Source organism: Pantoea sp. EKM103V (assembly GCF_011800365.1).
GTDB lineage: Bacteria > Pseudomonadota > Gammaproteobacteria > Enterobacterales > Enterobacteriaceae > Pantoea > Pantoea anthophila.
In genome coordinates this window covers 1-17,791 of sequence record NZ_JAALFQ010000005.1, presented here as the reverse complement: position 1 = coordinate 17,791, position 17,791 = coordinate 1, and the positions used below count along the sequence as shown (strand labels likewise).

Below are 17,791 nucleotides of genomic sequence, written 5' to 3'. Positions count from 1 at the left end.
AATAGTGGTTCAGGCAACTCCCGGCAGCGACGGGCGCCGCTGCCGGGTTGCTTAGCGTTTGCGCCAGACGGTGACCTGCGCCAGCGTATGCTGGAACTTGCGGGCCGTTTCGCGGATCACGAACGGCACATCCTGCGGTTCATCGATCAGCTCGAAGTCGGCAGCCAGCAGCCGTTGCAGCGCCTGCAGGGTCGTCAGGGCCTCTCCGTTTTCCCGCACGCCGCCCAGCCAGTTCTCTTTCGGCGTGAAATCTTCCAGCCAGGTGTAAGGCGATGAGAGCAGCAGAATGCCGCCCGGACGCAGCATCGGCGTCACATCCTGCAGGAAGCGCGCGGGCTGACGCAGACGATCGATCAGATTGGAGGCAAGCACCAGATCGTAACCGGCCGGTTGCGGCTTCAGGTTGCAGGCGTCCCCCTGCACAAAGCGGATTCGCTGCGCCAGATCGCTCTCCAGATCGAAATCTTTCAGGCGAACCTGACGATACTCGACCAGATCGCCCTCCTGAGGCAGGAGATAGCGGAAATCTTCACCGCTGGTCAGCTGCAGCGCCACATCGATGAAGCGCGCCGAGTAGTCCATGCCGGTGACGCGTTCAAAGTGGCGGGCCAGTTCGAAACTGGCGCGTCCGGTCGCGCAGCCGATATCCAGGGCGTCGCCCCGGGCGCGGGTGTAATTCAGCGCCAGCTTCACCAGGCTTTCGGCATAGTTTTCCACGCCGAAATAGCGCGGGCCATACTGGAAGTCGAGATACTGCGACACCATGGCGTCAGATTCATACGGATTCAGCGCCATGCTCTCCCTGTGCCCGGACACCACATAGCGGAAACCGGCATGCTGGAAGAAGTGGCGGCGAAACGCATAGCGTGCCGATTTCAGGGCTTCATTGCCGGTGGATATCCAGCTGCCCCCTTTGATCAGCGAGTGCTTGCCATCAAACGTCGGCGTCGAGAAATCGTCGTAAAGCGGATGGACCCGGAAGCCTTCGAAGCCGTTAATTGGCGTGGTGGTCCACTGCCAGACGTTGCCGACGATATCGAAGAAGTCGCCCTGGGCGAACAGATCGACCGGTGACGAGGAGGCCCAGTAAGCCAGGTTAATGTTGCCCGGTGCCTGCTCCCAGTGTGGCTGGTCGCCGGCAACCTGTTCGCGCAGCTGAGTCCACTCCGCTTCGCAGGGAAGCTGAATCGCCAGCCCCGTCTGATCTGCTTTCCAGCGGCAGAAGGCGGCGGCTTCCAGCTGATTGACCTCGGCAGGCCAGTCCCAGGGCATCGCCACCTCTTCACACATCAGACGCAGTTTCAGCTGATCGGGCATCTCAGGTGTGCCAACCCAGAAGGTGGGCATCTCTGCTTTGGCAAACTGACACCAGCCCCAGCCTTCATCATCCCACCAGCGACGATCCTGATATCCTCCCGCCTCGACGAAGGCCAGAAATTCTGCGTTGCTGACCAGCATTTTGCTCGCCTGGAACGGCTGCAGCGTAATCTGCTGGCGGCCATACTCATTATCCCAGCCGTAGGTGTCGTCAGTTTTACCCAGCGTGACCGTGCCGCCGGGCATCGGCAGCAGGGCGTTGGCCGGAACAGCCTGACGCTGGTGGCGCGCCAGCGGACAGATGGGCCATGCGGACTGCGGCTTAACCCACTCAATCGGAAGCTGGCGGATCAACACGCTGGAGGTTTCCAGATGGATGCGCTCATGCTCGATGCCCATCAGGATCACCCAGGCCGGACTTTCCCAGTCGATCGGCAGAGTCAGCGGCATGGTCTGGATGAGATCGCTGACCAGGGCTTTCACACGTCCCCGGTATTCACGCACTTCATCGACGGTGGGCCAGTCGTAGTGACTGTCGTTGAGATCGTCCCAGCTCATCTCATCCACCCCAATCGCCATCATCGCTTCGATGCGATCGTTCAGACGCGCGTCGATGAGACGTCCGGCCATCAGCTTATTAATGTAGAAGGTCGCCGTATGACCGAAATAGAAAATCAGGGGGTGGCGCAGCGGAATGGCTTTGGTGAACCAGGCCTGCGGATCCGCCAGACAGGTAAACAGACTCTCATACTGCTCCCAGGTCTGATGGAAATAGGCCAGCAAATCGGCACGTTTTTGTTCGCTATTCTGGCCGGAGAGCAATAACGTCCGCGTAGGTGCAGGCAGATCGCAGTGGGGTTGAGCAAGCGTCACAGGAAGCTCCAGATTGCTGAGTAAGTGAAACGGTAAACTATAGCAAAGAAGCTTTTCTGCCAGATGACTTAACGGCGCCAGTGGCGCAGAAGGCGGCTTTTCATGCCGGTATCGAAACGCCAGATATGGTCGAAGATGCGCAGAATACCGGGTTTCCCGTGGGCCGACATGGCCACCGCGTGAAAACGTTGCTGATTGTGTCGCTGGCGCTGTTTTATCGCCCCGATCACCTCTTCCGGCAGACGCTGGGCGATGAAATCGGAGACGATGACCGCATCCGCTTCCTGCCACAGTGCGCCCTCCATCCGGTTCACCACCGAGGAGAGGCAGGCGGCCAGATCGGTGCCGCCACGAAAGCGCTGGCTGAGAAAGCGAATCGCCTGTTCCAGCCCATCTTCCCCGGTCAGCTCGTAGCCGATGACTTCATGGGCAAACAGCATGATGTAGCAGCGACGCCGGTCGGCCAGCGCGACTTTCAGCAGCGCCAGACAAAACGCTTTTGCGCAGCGCTCGTTGAAGCCCCCCATGGAGCCGGAGGTATCCACGCAGACGATGAACGGCCCGCGGGGCTGCTCCTCATGCTGCTGATGGCTGGCCGGCCGCATCGTCACTTTTTCGTGCCAGGCCTCGCCCTGCAGACGGTAGGTCAGCAGCCGTTTCTCAACCAGGCGCCGGTAAAACTCCAGCTCCAGTTCGCTGATGCTCAGCGCGGCTAACTCCGGCGGCAGCAGACGCAGCACGTCATCGCTCTGATGAATGCCGCTCACCTCTTCCGGCACGGACGCGGGCTCCTGCACCAGATGGTGAAAGGCCTCCATCGGGGCATCCTGTGACGGCACCGATTTAGCCTCCCGACTGCGGCCCAGCTGCTGTGCCAGCTTCAGCAGCTCCGGTTGCTGCGCGAGAAACTCACCATATTGCAGCATCAGCTGATAGTCGCCGGGCTGCAGTGACGCTTTGCTCATGTCCCATAACCGGCCTGCCGCCGCTTCATCATCGTCCCCCAGGATCGGGGCCAGCTGACCGCTCAGCGCCATGCGCTGCTGCAGCTCCGCCAGCAGGCGTTCGCGCTGCTGCTCCAGCAGCTGCTGATTCAGGGTCAGGGTCTGTAAGGTCAGACTCAGCCGCCAGCGCTGCAGAAAAAGCTGGTGCTGCGCGCTGCTGAGATGGTGGATATCGGTGTGCTGCAACAGCCGGTTCGCTTCATCCAGGAAGGGCGAAGGCAGGCTTTGCAGCGCCTGAAGCGTCGCATCCAGCTGGTGGATGAATTCACGATCGCTGAGGAGCTGAACCCGCTGAAAGAGCTGAAACTCCTCTGCCAGCGTGGCCGGAACCGGGGTGGCTTTGAGTTCCGCGTTGATCTCGGCCCGCCAGCGCGGCACATCGCGCAGCAGCGCTTTTTTCAGCCCGGGAAACTTTTCAAAAAACAGCGCAAGCTGTGGGGAGGCCAGCAGGGCGACGATCAGCTCTTCAATCAGTTCGGTCTCACCCACCGAGAGCAGGGTGCTGAGCGTCTCCACGGAGATCATTTACGCGCCTGTTTCAGCTGCTCTGCCACATCCTGCAGGCTGGTTTCGACCCGCGCCAGCCAGTCGTCGCTGATAAACAGGCAGCGCTGATGCTGACTGAAGAGATGCCGCTGGGTGCGCAGTTCACTCTCCAGTGCATCCAGCGCCTCCGTAATCTCACCGGGCAGCGGCTCGCTGTTGCTGACGCCGGGCAAGGTCAGCCGCGACGACTGCAGGCTGACATCGCGGATCGCCAGGCAGTGCTGCGCATCCACCTGAAGATCCAGGCTCTGAGCAAAGCCGATGCCGTTGAGCTTGCCGCGTACCTCGCCCCCTTTCTGCAGCCACTGGTTCAGCGCATCACGCGCGATGACCAGGTGAGTAACCTGCATATCGTGCAGCATCAGCGGCTTTTGCAGCATCAGTGTCAGCTGCTCGTCGGTGAGGCTTTCGGGCATATCGTAGTGCGGCTTGCGGCTGAACATACCGCTGTGCTTCTCCAGCGTGATGGCCTGCGCCACGCTCTGCTGTTGCTGCAGCGCCAGACGACGGGCTTTGATCTGATGCAGTTTCAGCAGCATCGGCTGCTGCTGCCAGGCGTGTTGTGTCATCAGCTGGTCGATTTCGCGTTCCAGTAGCTGCATGGACGCCACGTCGTGCCAGAGGCAATCTTTCAGCAGGATCAGGTCTATCGGCGCAATCGCGCTGCGTCCGCTGTAAAAGGCGCTGGCCTGTAACAGGTGAATGGCTTTTTTCCAGCGACGATCGGAAATGTAGGGGGCGGCAGGCTGGCTCTCCAGCTGCTGACGCAGCTGATAGATCAGCTCGAAAACGGCATCCGGCAGCCCCACCTGGCTGATGCTGAGCTGCCACTGCGCATACTCCTCATCACTGATGCGCAGAGATTCCGCCACCGGATTGGCGTGTTCATCCTGCTGGTGAGTCAGCATGCTGCGGAAGTTCTGCTTCTCATGCACGTTATCCAGCCACAGGCGGATCAGCATCCGGTCATAGAGCGCCTCGAGACCGCTGTCCGCTTCCGGGAGTTCATTGGAGGCGGTGACCAGCAGACGCATCGGGATGGTCTCTTCGCTGTCACCATTGCGGAAGCGGCGTTCGTTGATGGCGGTCAGCAGGGTATTCAGAATCGCCGGGCCGGCTTTCCAGATCTCATCCAGAAAAACAATCTCTGCGTCGGGCAGATACCCTTTAGTGAGGCGCTGATAGCGCCCTTCATCCTTCAGCGCCTGAATGGAGAGCGGGCCAAACACCTCTTCCGGCGTCGAGAAACGGGTCATCAGATATTCAAAGGCGCGGGCGTGCTGAAAGGCATATTTGAGGCGGCGTGCTATCAGGCTCTTGGCGATGCCGGGCGGGCCCAGCAGGAACACGCTTTCACCGCTCAGCGCCGCCAGCAGGCAAAGGCGAATGGCATGATGCCGCTCATACAATCCTTTTTCTAACGCATTGCTCAGGCGAGAAATTCTTTCTGCCAAAAGATGGGGTTGAGCCATAATCACTTCAATGTCCTTACGATCGACGGGCCGCCGCGCTTAAGCAAGCGCCTTACTCTATAGATCATCATGCGTGAAAGCGTTGATAGCTGTCAGCTTTTTTGTATCAGAAGGTTTGCCTGCTATCACGCGGTATCCACTGACATTTTACCGCCTGAAGCGCCCCCGTTATCCGGCGAGCAAGGCGAAGCGGGTATAGGAATTTTCACCAATACGTGCATACTGTGCGCTTTTTGATGGCCTGAGCGAGGGGTGTTTGCGCCTCTCAGACTCCAACAAAAGATAACTCTATGAGCTCAGATAATAAGCAGTCCCTTCCCGGATTAACGCTGGCCGCGATTGGTGTTGTTTACGGGGATATCGGCACCAGTCCGCTCTATACCCTGCGTGAATGTCTCTCCGGACAGTTTGGTTTCGGCGTCGAACGGGAAGCAGTGTTTGGCTTTCTGTCGCTGATTTTCTGGCTGCTGGTGCTGGTGGTCTCACTCAAATATATCAGTTATGTGATGCGCGCCGACAACGCCGGAGAGGGCGGTATTCTGACCCTGATGTCGCTGGCGGGCCGCCACACCGGTGCGCGCGCCACGGCGGTGCTGGTGATCATGGGACTGATTGGCGGCAGCTTCTTCTATGGCGAGGTGGTGATCACTCCAGCCATTTCGGTGATGTCCGCGATTGAGGGCCTGGAGATTGCCGCGCCGTCACTGGATCCTTTTATTGTGCCGATGTCGATTGCGGTGCTGACGCTGCTGTTTGTGATTCAGAAACATGGCACCGGTATGGTGGGCAAACTGTTCGCGCCCGTAATGCTGATCTGGTTCCTGGTGCTGGCGGTCCTGGGGGCCTGCGGCATCATGAAAAACCCGGAAGTGCTGCACGCCCTCAATCCTGCCTATGCCATTGAGTTCTTCCTGCACTACAAGTCGGTCTCGTTCTTCGCGCTGGGTGCCGTCGTGCTGGCGATTACCGGCGTGGAGGCACTCTATGCGGATATGGGCCACTTCGGCAAAGTGCCGATCCGGCTGGCCTGGTTCTCGGTGGTGCTGCCGTCGCTGGTGCTGAACTACTTTGGTCAGGGCGCGCTACTGCTCAGCGATCCGAAAGCGATTAAAAACCCCTTCTTTCTGCTGGCCCCGGACTGGGCGCTGATCCCGATGCTGATTCTGGCGACGCTGGCCACCGTGATCGCCTCACAGGCGGTTATCTCTGGCGTCTTCTCGCTGACGCGTCAGGCGGTGCGACTGGGCTATCTGCCAGGGATGCGTATCATCCACACCTCTGAGCGCGAATCGGGTCAGATCTATATTCCGGCCATCAACTGGGTGCTCTATTTCGCCGTGCTGATTGTGATTATCAGTTTTGAGCATTCGAGTAACCTGGCGGCGGCCTACGGTATCGCCGTGACCGGCACCATGGTCCTGACCTCGATCCTCGTCTGCACCGTGGCCATTAAAAACTGGCACTGGCAAAAGCTGGCCGTCGGCCTCATCCTGGTGCTGCTGCTCTTTATCGACGTGCCGCTGTTTACCGCCAACCTGGTGAAAATCTTCTCCGGTGGCTGGCTGCCACTCTGCCTCGGTCTGGTGATGTTTATCATTATGACGACGTGGAAAAGCGAGCGTTTCCGCCTGCTGCGTCGCATGCATGAGCACGGTAACTCCCTGGAGGCGATGATCGCCTCGCTGGAGAAATCGCCGCCGGTTCGCGTGCCGGGCACCGCGGTCTATATGTCGCGTGCGCTGAATGTGATTCCGTTCGCCATGCTGCATAACCTCAAGCACAACAAGGTATTGCATGAGCGCGTGGTGCTGCTGACGCTGAGAACGGAAGATGCGCCCTACGTTCACAACGTGCGGCGTGTGACGATTGAGCAGCTCTCACCGACCTTCTGGCGGGTGGTCGCCAGTTACGGCTGGCGTGAAACGCCTAACGTTGAGGAGATTTTCCATCGCTGCGGACTGGAAGGACTGAACTGCCGCATGATGGAGACGTCGTTCTTTATGTCGCACGAGTCGCTGATCATCGGCAAACGCCCCTGGTATCTGCGCCTGCGCGGCAAACTCTTCCTGGCGCTGCAGCGCAACGCACTGCGCGCACCAGACCAGTTCGAGATCCCGCCAAACCGGGTTATCGAGCTGGGCACCCAGGTCGAGATTTGACGGGTCGCGCCCGCCTTACGGGGTGGGCGCGGACCAGCGCAGCGTAACGCACAGGCCGCTGCCGGGACGCTGGCTGAAGCTCACCTGCATCCCGTGCAGCTGGGCAATATTACGCACAATCGAGAGTCCCAGTCCGCTGCCACTCTTCTCCTGACCGGGCGGTCGCCAGAAACGTTCACCAAGACGCTGGCGGTCGGCTTCACTCAATCCCTCGCCGTTATCCTCCACCGCCAGGCTGTTCGCCTGTAACCGCACATCAACTTCACTGCCTGCTGGCGTATAACGAATGGCGTTATCCAGCAGATTACGCACCAGCAGTGACAGCAGCAGCGCATGCCCCTGAATCTGCGGATCGGCGTCGGCATGCAGCCGCAGCGTCACGCCCGCTTTATCTGCCAGCGGCAGCTGGGCGGCCAGTGTCTCCTGAACCGTGCGCTTCAGCGCCACCGGCCCAAAGGCACTGCGCGCATCGTCGGCTTCCACCCGCGAGAGCGTCAGCAGCTGATCCACCAGCCGCGTGGCGCGCAGGATCCCCGCATCCAGCTGCTGCAGCGCATGGGTGCGCATCACCTCATCATCCGCCGTCAGCTGAATGACCTCGCTTTGCACCTGCAGTGCAGCCAGCGGACTGCGCAGCTCGTGCGCCGCGTCGGCGGTAAAGCGCCGTTCGCGCTGCATCATGGCGCTGATGCGGCGGAAGAGGCCATTCAGCGCCATCATCAGCGGCTGGACCTCTTTCGGCACCCGCCCGGCCTGCATCGGCGTATCATCATCGGGCGCGCGCTGCGCCAGCTGCTTCGCCAGCCTCTTCAGCGGGCGCAGTTCAGACCAGACCAGCCCCATCAGCAGCAGCAACATAAACGGCAGCGCGATCAACCAGGGCAACACGCTCGCTTTCATCACGTCCTGCGTCATGTCATCCCGGTATTCCAGCTCCTGGCCGACCACCACGCGAAACTGCTTGTCGGGAGTGGTGAGCCAGACAAACCGCCAGCGATCATCATCATTCGTGAGCTGACCTTCATGGAATCCCTGAGACGCTGCGTCGAACGGCAGATAGCGGCCATTATCCCCATCGTTCATCACCTGCCTGCCGTCATGCGTGAAGACGGCAAACGCCAGGGCGTCGTCATCCTGTTCGCCGCGATGGTGGCGCAGGATCGCTTTGGTTTTTGGCAGCGTGGTGTTCTCCAGCGCCGAAAAATCCAGTGTCAGCAGACGCTTTGCCAGCAGCATCTGCTGGGTATCGAAGAGTTCATCCAGGGTTTCACGCGTCTGATGCCAGGCACTGAGGCTGGCACTGACCCAGCAGAGAGCGACCAGCAGTACAAAACCGATGCCAAGCCGCAGAAACAGGCTCATTGATCGCATTCGGCGGCTCCCAGGGTATAGCCGACGCCGTGCAGCGTGCGGATGAACTGGCTGCCCAGCTTTTTACGCAGATGATGGATATGCACCTCCACCGCATTGCTGGAGACATCGGCATCCCAGCTGTAGAGCTTCTCCTCCAGCTGGCTGCGCGTCAGCACCCGGCCAGGATTTCGCATAAACAGCTCCAGCAGCGCCAGCTCCCGGCTTTTCAGCGCAATGGTTTCGCCCTCGCGCATCACGCTGTGACCGCCGGGGATCAGCACCACATTGCCGTGACGAAGTTCAGGCTGAAGCTGGCCGTGCCGGCGGCGAATCAACGCCTGCAGGCGCGCGGCCACCTCGGTCAGGGCAAAAGGTTTACACAGATAGTCATCGGCGCCCTGCTGCAGCCCTTCGACCCGCTGATCGAGCGCATCGCGCGCGGTCAGGATTAACACCGGAACATCTTTGCCCTGCTGCCGCCACTGTCGCAGAATATCGAGCCCGTCGCGTTCGGGCAGAGAGAGATCCAGAATCACCGCATCCCAGGGGGCCGCGTCCAGCGCGTTAAAGCCCGCCTCACCGGAGGTAAACCAGTCAACGCTGAAGCCCAGCCTGCTCAGCCCTGCCTTAATACCGTCACCAATTAAGCGATCGTCTTCAATCAGTAAAATACGCATGATGTCTCCCTGTTCCGATAGCGTTTTATACGAAGCCACCTCCTGGTTGTACAGCTGATTCCGGCAAATATCGTCTATTTTTAATGCTTAAGAAGCTGTTAAGAACTCTGTGGTCAACTGGGCCTGTTCAACCCGGACCGACCACTAAAAAAGGGGTACACCATGAAAAAGCACGCTGCTATTCTGACCGTCGTTATGCTGGCTTCCGCGCCGGTTTTTGCTGCACAGCAGGGCGGATTTGTTGATCCCAGTGCACCCGCCGCACAGACGAAGGCTGCCGCTGGCCAGGGCGGTTTTCGTGCCGACCAGACCAGTGTGGTGACGGTGAAGCAGGCGGAAGAGATGAAAGATGACAGCTGGATCACCGTGCGCGGCAAGCTGGAGAAACAGATCGGCGATGAAGATTATCTGTTCCGCGACCAGACCGGCACGATGAAAGTTGAAATCGACCACAAGCACTGGAACGGCCAGACCATCTCACCGAAAGACAATGTTGAGCTGACGGGTGAGCTGGATAAAGATTTCAACAGCATTGAGATGGACGTCAAACAGGTTAAGAAACTGCCTTAATCTTTTTTTCAGGCCCGCGCCTCTCCCGGCGCGGGACGCTTTCCTCCTCTGTCCATCTCCTCTCTGTCTGGTGCTGAACCCTTGCTGCCCGTTTTTTCCGGCGTTAAGTTTGCCAGCCGCCTGAGACTGCCTTCACGATCCTTTTTTCAGCCCCTCTCCTGCCCTAATTCAAATTCTCGCCCGCGTAAGCGAAACGTTTCGATAGCGATCACAGATTTCTTCTTTGCCGGTTGAGTTGAAGGCGGCATTTCATACACTCCTGTCAGCGAAACGTTTCGCTGTGGAGTGAAAAGATGAAAAAAGGTCGCCTGTTAAACGCTGAACTCTCTCATGTGATTGCCCGCCTGGGACACACGGATACGCTGACGATTGCGGATGCTGGCCTGCCGATTCCGGCCGGTCCGCAGCGTATTGATCTGGCGCTCACGCCGGGTACGCCCGATTTTATGCAGGTGGTGAATGCGGTTGCCCTGGAGATGCAGGTAGAAAGCGCCCTGATTGCGGAGGAGATTCAGCAGCACAATCCGCCTCTTCACCGTGCGCTGATTGCCGCACTCGAAGCCCTGCAGCAGCAGGGGAACGTCATCACCATCCGCTACCTCTCGCATGAACAGTTCAAACAACACACGCAGCGTAGCCAGGCGGTCATTCGCAGCGGGGAGTGCTCTCCGTTTGCCAATGTCATCCTCAGCGCCGGTGTGACCTTCTGAGGCCGCTATGCAACCTTTACTGCAACTCGACGGCATTGAAAAATCCTTTCCGGGGGTGAAAGCCCTTAAGGGTGCCTCGCTGAATGTCCGCGCAGGTCGCGTGATGGCGCTGGTCGGAGAGAACGGCGCAGGCAAGTCCACCATGATGAAAGTTCTGACCGGGATCTACCAGTATGATGCCGGTACGCTGCGCTGGCTCGGCAAAGAGACCCGCTTCAGTGGGCCGAAAGCGTCGCAGGAAGCGGGCATTGGCATCATCCATCAGGAACTGAACCTGATCCCGCAGTTAACCGTGGCGGAGAACATTTTTCTTGGTCGCGAATATGTCAGCCGGTTTGGCCGCATTCAGTGGCAACGCATGTATGCCGAAGCCGACGCGCTGCTCAAACGCCTCAATCTGCGCTTCAGCAGCCACAAGCTGGTGGGCGAGCTGTCGATTGGCGATCAGCAAATGGTCGAAATCGCCAAAGTGCTGAGCTTTGAATCGCAGGTGATCATCATGGATGAGCCGACCGACGCGCTGACTGACACCGAAACGCTGTCGCTGTTCCGGGTGATCAATGAGCTGAAAGCGCAGGGCTGCGGCATCGTCTACATCTCGCATCGCATGAAAGAGATCTTTGAGATCTGCGATGACGTCACGGTGTTCCGCGACGGGCAGTTTATTGCGGAGCGTCCGGTCAGCGCGCTGACCGAAGAGAGCCTGATCGAGATGATGGTCGGGCGCAAACTGGAAGATCAATATCCCCGTCTGGATCAGGCGCCCGGCGACGTGCGACTGAAAGTGGAAAACGTCAGCGGACCGGGCGTGGATAAGGTCAGCTTCAGCCTGCGCAAAGGCGAAATTCTGGGTATCTCCGGCCTGATGGGCGCGGGCCGTACCGAACTGATGAAGGTGCTTTACGGCGCGCTGCCGCGCCACGAAGGCAAGCTGTGGCTCAGCGGCCGCGAAGTGGTAACGCGTTCGCCCCAGGATGGGCTGGCTAACGGCATCGTCTATATCTCCGAGGATCGTAAGCGCGACGGCCTGGTGCTGGGCATGTCGGTAAAAGAGAACATGTCGCTGACGGCGTTACGTTATTTCAGTCGCGGCAGCGGGTCACTGAAGCACGCGGCAGAGCAGCTGGCGGTCGGCGATTTTATCCGGCTGTTCAATGTGAAAACGCCCTCAATGGAGCAGCCGATTGGCCTGCTTTCCGGGGGTAACCAGCAGAAAGTGGCGATTGCCCGCGGACTGATGACCCGGCCCAACGTACTGATTCTGGACGAACCGACCCGCGGTGTGGATGTCGGCGCGAAGAAAGAGATTTATCAACTGATTAACCAGTTCAAGGCCGAAGGGCTGAGCATCATCCTCGTTTCCTCGGAAATGCCGGAAGTGCTGGGCATGAGCGACCGGATTCTGGTGATGCATGAAGGCCGTATCAGCGGCGAATTTTCCCGGGAAGACGCCACTCAGGAACGTCTGATGGCCGCCGCCGTAGGCAAGCAACACAGCGAGGATTTAGTGGTATGACAACCCAAACGTTACCTGCCAGCCGCCGCTGGTTTAGCAAAAGCTGGTTACTGGAGCAGAAGTCGCTGATTGCGCTGATGGTGCTGATCGCCGTGGTCGCCAGTCAGAGTCCGAACTTCTTTACCGTCGCGAACCTGTTCAACATCCTGCAGCAGACCTCGGTGAATGCCATTATGGCGGTCGGGATGACGCTGGTGATCCTGACTTCCGGTATCGACCTCTCTGTGGGATCGCTGCTGGCACTGACCGGTGCGGTAGGCGCGTCGCTGGTGGGTATGGAGGTCAATGCCCTGGTGGCGGTGGCGGCCTCGCTGGCGCTGGGGGCGGCAATCGGTGCCCTGACCGGCACCATCGTGGCGCGCGGCAGGGTACAGGCGTTTATTGCCACGCTGGTCATGATGCTGCTGTTACGCGGCGTTACCATGGTCTATACCGACGGCAGCCCGATTAACACCGGATTCAGCGCCAATGCCGATTTGCTGGGCTGGTTTGGTATTGGTCGCCCGCTGGGTGTGCCTGCACCGGTCTGGCTGATGGCGCTGGTCTTTATCGCCGCCTGGTACATGCTGCAGCATACCCGCCTGGGCCGTTATATCTATGCGCTGGGCGGTAACGAAGCGGCTACCCGTCTCTCCGGCATCAATGTAAATCGCGTCAAAATCATCGTCTATTCACTGAGTGGCATGCTGGCGGCGCTGGCGGGCACGATTGAAGTGGCCCGTCTCTCTTCGGCACAGCCTACTGCGGGCACCGGCTATGAGCTGGATGCGATTGCCGCGGTGGTACTGGGTGGCACCAGTCTGGCGGGCGGTAAAGGGCGTATTTTCGGCACGCTGATCGGTGCGCTGATCCTCGGCTTCCTGAATAACGGCCTGAACCTGATGGGCGTCTCTTCTTACTACCAGATGATCGTTAAAGCGGTAGTCATCCTGCTGGCGGTGCTGGTGGATAATAAAAGCAGTAAATAACTCTGACCTTACACAGGATAATAAGATGAAAAAGTTAACCGCACTGGCCATCATCCTTGGCGCAACCCTCAGTACCAGCGCCATGGCAAAAGAGACCATCGCCCTGGTGGTTTCGACCCTGAATAACCCCTTCTTCGTTTCGCTGAAAGAGGGGGCGCAGAAAGAAGCTGATAAGCTGGGCTACAACCTGGTGGTGCTGGATTCACAAAACAATCCGGCGAAAGAGCTGGCAAACGTGCAGGATCTGACGGTGCGCGGCACTAAACTGCTGCTGATCAACCCTACCGACTCGGATGCTGTAGGCAATGCCGTGAAGATGGCTAATCAGGCGAACATCCCGGTCATCACACTGGATCGCGTCGCGTCACAGGGCAAAGTTGTCAGCCATGTCGCCTCCGATAACCGGTTCGGCGGTAAAATGGCCGGTGACTTCATCGCCAAAAAAGTCGGTGAAAACGCGAAAATTATTGAGCTGCAGGGCATTGCCGGGACCTCCGCGGCCCGTGAACGTGGCGAAGGTTTCAAACAGGCTGCCGATGCGCATAAGTTCCAGATCCTCGCCAGCCAGCCCGCTGACTTTGACCGCACCAAAGGGCTGAACGTTATGCAGAACCTGCTGCAGGCCCACCCGGATGTGCAGGCCGTCTTCGCGCAGAACGATGAAATGGCTCTGGGTGCTCTGCGCGCGCTGCAGACCGCCGGTAAAACCGGTGTGATCGTGGTCGGTTTTGACGGCACGGCGGATGGCGTGAAAGCGGTAGAAAGTGGCAAACTGTCCGCGACCGTGGCACAGATGCCGGACAAAATTGGCATGATCGGCGTGGATACCGCTGATAAAGTGCTGAAGGGTGAAAAAGTGCAGGCGATCAATCCGGTCGACCTGAAGCTGGTCACTCAATAACTCAAAGAAAAGCAGGGCACCGCGCCACCCTTCCGGTGGCGCACTTATTCCGGACTCCCCTAATGAGCAAAAACGCAAAACTGGCCGTTCTTGGCAGCATTAACGCTGACCACATCCTTAATCTGGCGCACTTTCCTCGTCCCGGTGAAACGGTGATCGGGCAGAATTATCAGATTGCGTTTGGCGGTAAAGGTGCGAATCAGGCGGTTGCCGCCGGTCGCGCAGGCGCCGATATCGCCTTTATCGCCTGTGTGGGCGCGGACGACATGGGTGAACGGATTCGTCAGCAACTGGCGCAGGACAATATTGATACCACCCCGGTTGAAGTGGTTGCGGGTGAGTCCACCGGCGTGGCGATGATTTTCGTTAACGGTGACGGCGAAAACAGTATCGGTATCTACGCCGGTGCCAACGCGGCGTTAACGCCTGCCTGCGTGGCGCGTCATCAGCCGGTCATCGCTGCAGCCGATGCGCTTCTTATGCAGCTGGAGTCACCGCTGGAGAGCGTACTGGCCGCGGCTACGTTTGCCCGACAGCATCAGACCCAGGTGATTCTCAATCCGGCCCCGGCCACCCCGCTCTCTGACGACCTGCTGGCGCTGGTTGACATTATTACGCCGAATGAGACCGAAGCGGAGAGCCTGACCGGCATCGCCGTCAACAGCGATGAAGATGCTGCCCGCGCCGCGGCAGTGTTACATGCAAAGGGCATCAGCACGGTGTTGATTACGCTGGGGCGCCGCGGCGTCTGGCTGAGCGAGCAGGGTGAGGGCCAGCGCATTGCAGGCTTCAGCGTGAAGGCGATCGATACTATCGCGGCGGGCGATACCTTTAATGGTGCGTTTATTACCGCACGACTGGAGCAGAAGCCAATCTGTGAGGCCGTACGATTTGCCCACGCCGCTGCCGCGATTGCCGTGACCCGCTCGGGTGCACAGCCCTCCGTGCCGTGGCGCGCGGAGATCGATGAATTTTTGCAGCAGCAGGGCTAAGCGCTTGAGTACCATGAAAGATGTCGCTCGCCTGGCGGGCGTCTCTACCTCCACCGTCTCGCACGTCATCAACAACAATCGCTTTGTCAGTGAAGGCGTGCGGGAAAAAGTCGAGCAGGCGATACGTCATCTGAATTACGCCCCCTCGGCACTGGCGCGCAGTCTGAAGATCAACCAGACCCACACGATAGGCATGCTGCTGACCACCAGTAGTAACCCGTTCTATGCGGAGGTGGTGCGGGGCGTCGAAGAGAGCTGCTATCAGCGTGGCTACAGCCTGATCCTCTGTAACACCGCCGGGGATGAGGAGCGGATGAACCGCAGCCTTGAGACGCTGATGCAAAAGCGCGTCGATGGCTTACTGATTATGTGCACCGAAAGTCACCTCCCTTCCGCAGACATTCTGAATCGCTATCCCTCTATCCCGGCCGTCATGATGGACTGGGCGCCATTTGAAGGGCGTGGTGACATTATTCAGGATAACGCCCTGCTGGGAGGCGAACTGGCAACTCAGCATCTTATCGACAGCGGCTATACCCGCATCGCCTGCATCGCCGGCCCGCAGGATAAGACCCCGGCCCGCATGCGTCTGCAGGGGTATCGCAACGCCATGACAAAAAGCGGCCTTGAGATTCTGCCGGGCTACGTGGTGAGCGGTGACTTTGAATTTCAGGGCGGTTACAACGGGATGGTAGAGCTGCTGGCACTGGACACGCCACCGGATGCGGTGTTCACCAGCAACGACGCCATGGCGGTCGGCGTTTACCATGCGCTCTATCAGGCGGGACTGCAGGTTCCACAGCAGATGGCGGTCATGGGCTATGACGATATCGAACTGGCGCGTTATCTTTCTCCGCCACTGAGTACCGTTCATCAGCCAAAAGATGCCCTGGGCGAACTGGCGATAGACACCTTAATCCATCGTCTCAGCGATCCCGACGCCAGCCAGCAGACGCTGGTGCTGACGCCGGAACTTGTGGTGCGTGGGTCGGCTTAAGCCTTTTTCTTCCTGTCGCGATTGGTGATCAGGTTACGTCCATCCCCGTTTTTCAGCAGCATAAAGGTCAGCCCGGAGAAGACGGTTATCACGCCCATGGTCAGAAACGTGGCGTGAAACTGTGAAATGGTGCTGGTTTCAAACTCCTGATAGAAGCGCAGTACCGCGGCGCTGACGGCCACACCAAAACTGATCGCTAACTGTTGCGTCACGGCCAGCACGCTGTTGCCGCCGCTGGCGTTGTCATCATCCAGATCGGCCAGCGTGATCGTGTTCATGGCAGTGAACTGTGTCGACATGGCCATGCCGAGAATAAACAGCGGCAGTAACAGCACAATAATGCTCTCAGCAGGCGACTGCAGGGAGAAGCTGGCGATCAGAATGCCAATGATGGCGGTAATGCCGACCAGCAGGCGGCGGTATCCCAGCCAGCGCAGCAGCTGGGTCACCGTGGATTTCGCCAGGATAGAGCCAATCGCGGTGGGAGCCATCATGCAGCCTGCGATAATCGCTGAATAGCCAAAACCGACCTGCAACATCAGTGGCATTAAAAAGGGCACGCAGCCCGTGCCGAGACGTGACGCGATGTTACCACCGATGCCGACTGAGAAGGTGCGGGTTTTAAACATCGGCAGGCTGATCAGCGGTGAAGGGTGACGCCGGGCATGCACTATATAGAGAAGCAACAGCACAATCCCGCCCAGTAATATCCCGCCAGCCAGCCAGGCTGAGACAATCCGCTCGCCAAACAGCTCAATACCGATTGAGATCATCACCAGTCCGGCCCCGAATAATAGAAAGCCTGCAAAGTCGAAGCGGCGTTTGGGGGTGGTGAAGTCCGGCATATATTTGCGTGCAAAGACAATACCGAGAATGCCTATCGGGATGTTGATCAGGAAAATCCAGTGCCAGGTGGCGTAGGTGACCAGAACGCCGCCCAGCATCGGTCCCAGTATCGGACCTACTAATCCTGGCATGGTGACAAAGTTGAGCACCGGCAGCAGCTCACTGCGCGGATAGGCACGCAACAGCGCCAGCCGGGCAACCGGCATCATCATGGCGCCGCCGACGCCCTGCACGATGCGTGACATAACCAGCACCGACAGCGTAGGCGAAAGCGCACAGGCCAGTGAGCCAAGGGTAAACAGTGACACGGCAACGATAAACACCTTACGCGTGCCGAAACGATCGGCAAGCCAGCCGCTGACCGGAATCAACATAGCAACAGTCAGGGTGTAGCTGATAACGGCGGATTGCATGGCCAGGGGAGAACGATCGAGGCTGGAGGCGATGGCGGGCAGTGCAGTATTCAGTATGGTGGCGTCGAGTGACTGCATGAAAAAGGCCATGGCAGCTATCCATGGCAAACCGGCCATGCTGCGCGCGGATCTTATCATTGAGTGTCCTTCTGGGGTTATCCTGCGACAAGAAGCAAAATAATAGCACCCGCAATCCGCCACGGCAGGTCTCTTTACAACGTTTAATGGCGGTTTTTGTGCGTTATTCAGGCATGAAACGTCTGTTTTTAACCCGTTCGTTTAAAAAAGATGCGCTCAGCAAATTAATTCAAAGAAACACTTGTCAGCCCGCGGAAACTCCCTATAATGCGCCTCCATCGACACGGCACACCGGCAACGGGAAACGGGTTGAAGGTTCAGGAGACTGAGCCGCCGGAGAAAAACTTCTGAAAAAGAGGTTGACTCTGAAGGAGGAAAGCGTAATATACGCCACCTCGC

Annotated in this window: 14 protein-coding genes; 8 read left to right on the top strand and 6 right to left on the bottom strand. The window is 58.7% G+C overall.

Annotated elements, in window-relative coordinates; genetic code table 11:
• Positions 1–51: 51 nt before the first annotated feature.
• From ovoA to ravA, 3 genes are all read right to left on the bottom strand, one after another.
• The gene (gene ovoA, locus HFD97_RS12385) at positions 52–2,190 is read right to left on the bottom strand and encodes a 5-histidylcysteine sulfoxide synthase (RefSeq protein WP_167432068.1); all 2,139 of its coding nucleotides are present in this window, start codon (positions 2,188–2,190) and stop codon (positions 52–54) included.
• A gap of 68 nt (positions 2,191–2,258) precedes the next feature.
• Entirely contained in the window at positions 2,259–3,719 is a 1,461-nt protein-coding gene (gene viaA, locus HFD97_RS12380) for an ATPase RavA stimulator ViaA (RefSeq protein WP_167432069.1), read from the bottom strand.
• Positions 3,716–5,212, bottom strand: a complete 1,497-nt coding sequence (ravA, locus tag HFD97_RS12375) for an ATPase RavA (RefSeq protein WP_009088185.1) — start codon at positions 5,210–5,212, stop codon at positions 3,716–3,718. Before ravA ends, viaA begins: the two co-directional genes overlap by 4 nt.
• Before the next feature lie 290 nt (positions 5,213–5,502).
• Here ravA and kup point away from each other — a divergent pair, with 290 nt between their 5' ends.
• Positions 5,503–7,371, top strand: a complete 1,869-nt coding sequence (gene kup / locus HFD97_RS12370; protein WP_009088184.1) for a low affinity potassium transporter Kup — start codon at positions 5,503–5,505, stop codon at positions 7,369–7,371.
• Positions 7,372–7,386: 15 nt separating this feature from the next.
• Here the strand turns inward: kup and qseC are convergent, their stop codons facing one another.
• Together qseC and qseB are read right to left on the bottom strand one after the other, a co-directional pair.
• Positions 7,387–8,742 carry a quorum sensing histidine kinase QseC gene (qseC, locus tag HFD97_RS12365; protein WP_185155356.1) on the bottom strand — a complete coding sequence of 452 codons (1,356 nt, stop codon included), beginning with the start codon at positions 8,740–8,742 and terminating at the stop codon, positions 7,387–7,389.
• The gene (gene qseB, locus HFD97_RS12360; RefSeq protein WP_009088182.1) at positions 8,730–9,401 is read right to left on the bottom strand and encodes a quorum sensing response regulator transcription factor QseB; all 672 of its coding nucleotides are present in this window, start codon (positions 9,399–9,401) and stop codon (positions 8,730–8,732) included. The genes qseC and qseB overlap by 13 nt, the downstream gene beginning before the upstream one ends.
• A 162-nt stretch (positions 9,402–9,563) precedes the next feature.
• On the opposite strand from qseB, the gene HFD97_RS12355 reads away from it, so the two are divergent.
• The 7 genes from HFD97_RS12355 to rbsR all read left to right on the top strand — a co-directional run bounded on the left by HFD97_RS12355 (position 9,564) and on the right by rbsR (position 16,055).
• Positions 9,564–9,971, top strand: a complete 408-nt coding sequence (locus HFD97_RS12355) for a YgiW/YdeI family stress tolerance OB fold protein (RefSeq protein ID WP_009088181.1) — start codon at positions 9,564–9,566, stop codon at positions 9,969–9,971.
• A 293-nt stretch (positions 9,972–10,264) separates the two neighbouring features.
• Complete coding sequence (rbsD, locus tag HFD97_RS12350) at positions 10,265–10,681, top strand: D-ribose pyranase (RefSeq protein WP_167432071.1); 417 nt, start codon at positions 10,265–10,267, stop codon at positions 10,679–10,681.
• Positions 10,682–10,688: 7 nt separating this feature from the next.
• Positions 10,689–12,197 (top strand): ribose ABC transporter ATP-binding protein RbsA, encoded by a 1,509-nt coding sequence (rbsA, locus tag HFD97_RS12345; RefSeq protein ID WP_058957198.1) that lies wholly within the window; start codon positions 10,689–10,691, stop codon positions 12,195–12,197.
• Positions 12,194–13,165, top strand: a complete 972-nt coding sequence (gene rbsC, locus HFD97_RS12340; RefSeq protein ID WP_009088178.1) for a ribose ABC transporter permease — start codon at positions 12,194–12,196, stop codon at positions 13,163–13,165. Before rbsA ends, rbsC begins: the two co-directional genes overlap by 4 nt.
• Before the next feature lie 25 nt (positions 13,166–13,190).
• A complete protein-coding gene (gene rbsB, locus HFD97_RS12335; RefSeq protein WP_009088177.1) occupies positions 13,191–14,066 on the top strand; it encodes a ribose ABC transporter substrate-binding protein RbsB in 876 nt (291 codons plus the stop codon).
• 62 nt (positions 14,067–14,128) lie between these two features.
• On the top strand, positions 14,129–15,058 hold the full coding sequence (gene rbsK / locus HFD97_RS12330) for a ribokinase (protein WP_167432072.1): 930 nt from the start codon (positions 14,129–14,131) through the stop codon (positions 15,056–15,058).
• Between the two features lie 4 nt (positions 15,059–15,062).
• Positions 15,063–16,055 carry a ribose operon transcriptional repressor RbsR gene (rbsR, locus tag HFD97_RS12325; protein ID WP_009088175.1) on the top strand — a complete coding sequence of 331 codons (993 nt, stop codon included), beginning with the start codon at positions 15,063–15,065 and terminating at the stop codon, positions 16,053–16,055.
• Here the strand turns inward: rbsR and mdtD are convergent.
• Positions 16,052–17,452, bottom strand: coding sequence for a multidrug transporter subunit MdtD (gene mdtD, locus HFD97_RS12320; RefSeq protein WP_009088174.1), 1,401 nt, complete (start codon positions 17,450–17,452; stop codon positions 16,052–16,054). The genes rbsR and mdtD overlap by 4 nt on opposite strands.
• Positions 17,453–17,791: the final 339 nt, after the last annotated feature.

Excerpts from the sequence above, each read along its gene's own strand:
- viaA (WP_167432069.1), bottom strand. The coding sequence starts at position 3,719 with ATGATCTCCGTGGAGACGCTCAGCACCCTGCTCTCGGTGGGTGAGACC.
- ravA (WP_009088185.1), bottom strand. The coding sequence starts at position 5,212 with ATGGCTCAACCCCATCTTTTGGCAGAAAGAATTTCTCGCCTGAGCAAT.
- kup (WP_009088184.1), top strand. The coding sequence starts at position 5,503 with ATGAGCTCAGATAATAAGCAGTCCCTTCCCGGATTAACGCTGGCCGCG.
- qseC (WP_185155356.1), bottom strand. The coding sequence starts at position 8,742 with ATGCGATCAATGAGCCTGTTTCTGCGGCTTGGCATCGGTTTTGTACTG.
- qseB (WP_009088182.1), bottom strand. The coding sequence starts at position 9,401 with ATGCGTATTTTACTGATTGAAGACGATCGCTTAATTGGTGACGGTATT.
- HFD97_RS12355 (WP_009088181.1), top strand. The coding sequence starts at position 9,564 with ATGAAAAAGCACGCTGCTATTCTGACCGTCGTTATGCTGGCTTCCGCG.
- rbsD (WP_167432071.1), top strand. The coding sequence starts at position 10,265 with ATGAAAAAAGGTCGCCTGTTAAACGCTGAACTCTCTCATGTGATTGCC.
- rbsA (WP_058957198.1), top strand. The coding sequence starts at position 10,689 with ATGCAACCTTTACTGCAACTCGACGGCATTGAAAAATCCTTTCCGGGG.
- rbsC (WP_009088178.1), top strand. The coding sequence starts at position 12,194 with ATGACAACCCAAACGTTACCTGCCAGCCGCCGCTGGTTTAGCAAAAGC.
- rbsB (WP_009088177.1), top strand. The coding sequence starts at position 13,191 with ATGAAAAAGTTAACCGCACTGGCCATCATCCTTGGCGCAACCCTCAGT.
- rbsK (WP_167432072.1), top strand. The coding sequence starts at position 14,129 with ATGAGCAAAAACGCAAAACTGGCCGTTCTTGGCAGCATTAACGCTGAC.
- mdtD (WP_009088174.1), bottom strand. The coding sequence starts at position 17,452 with ATGATAAGATCCGCGCGCAGCATGGCCGGTTTGCCATGGATAGCTGCC.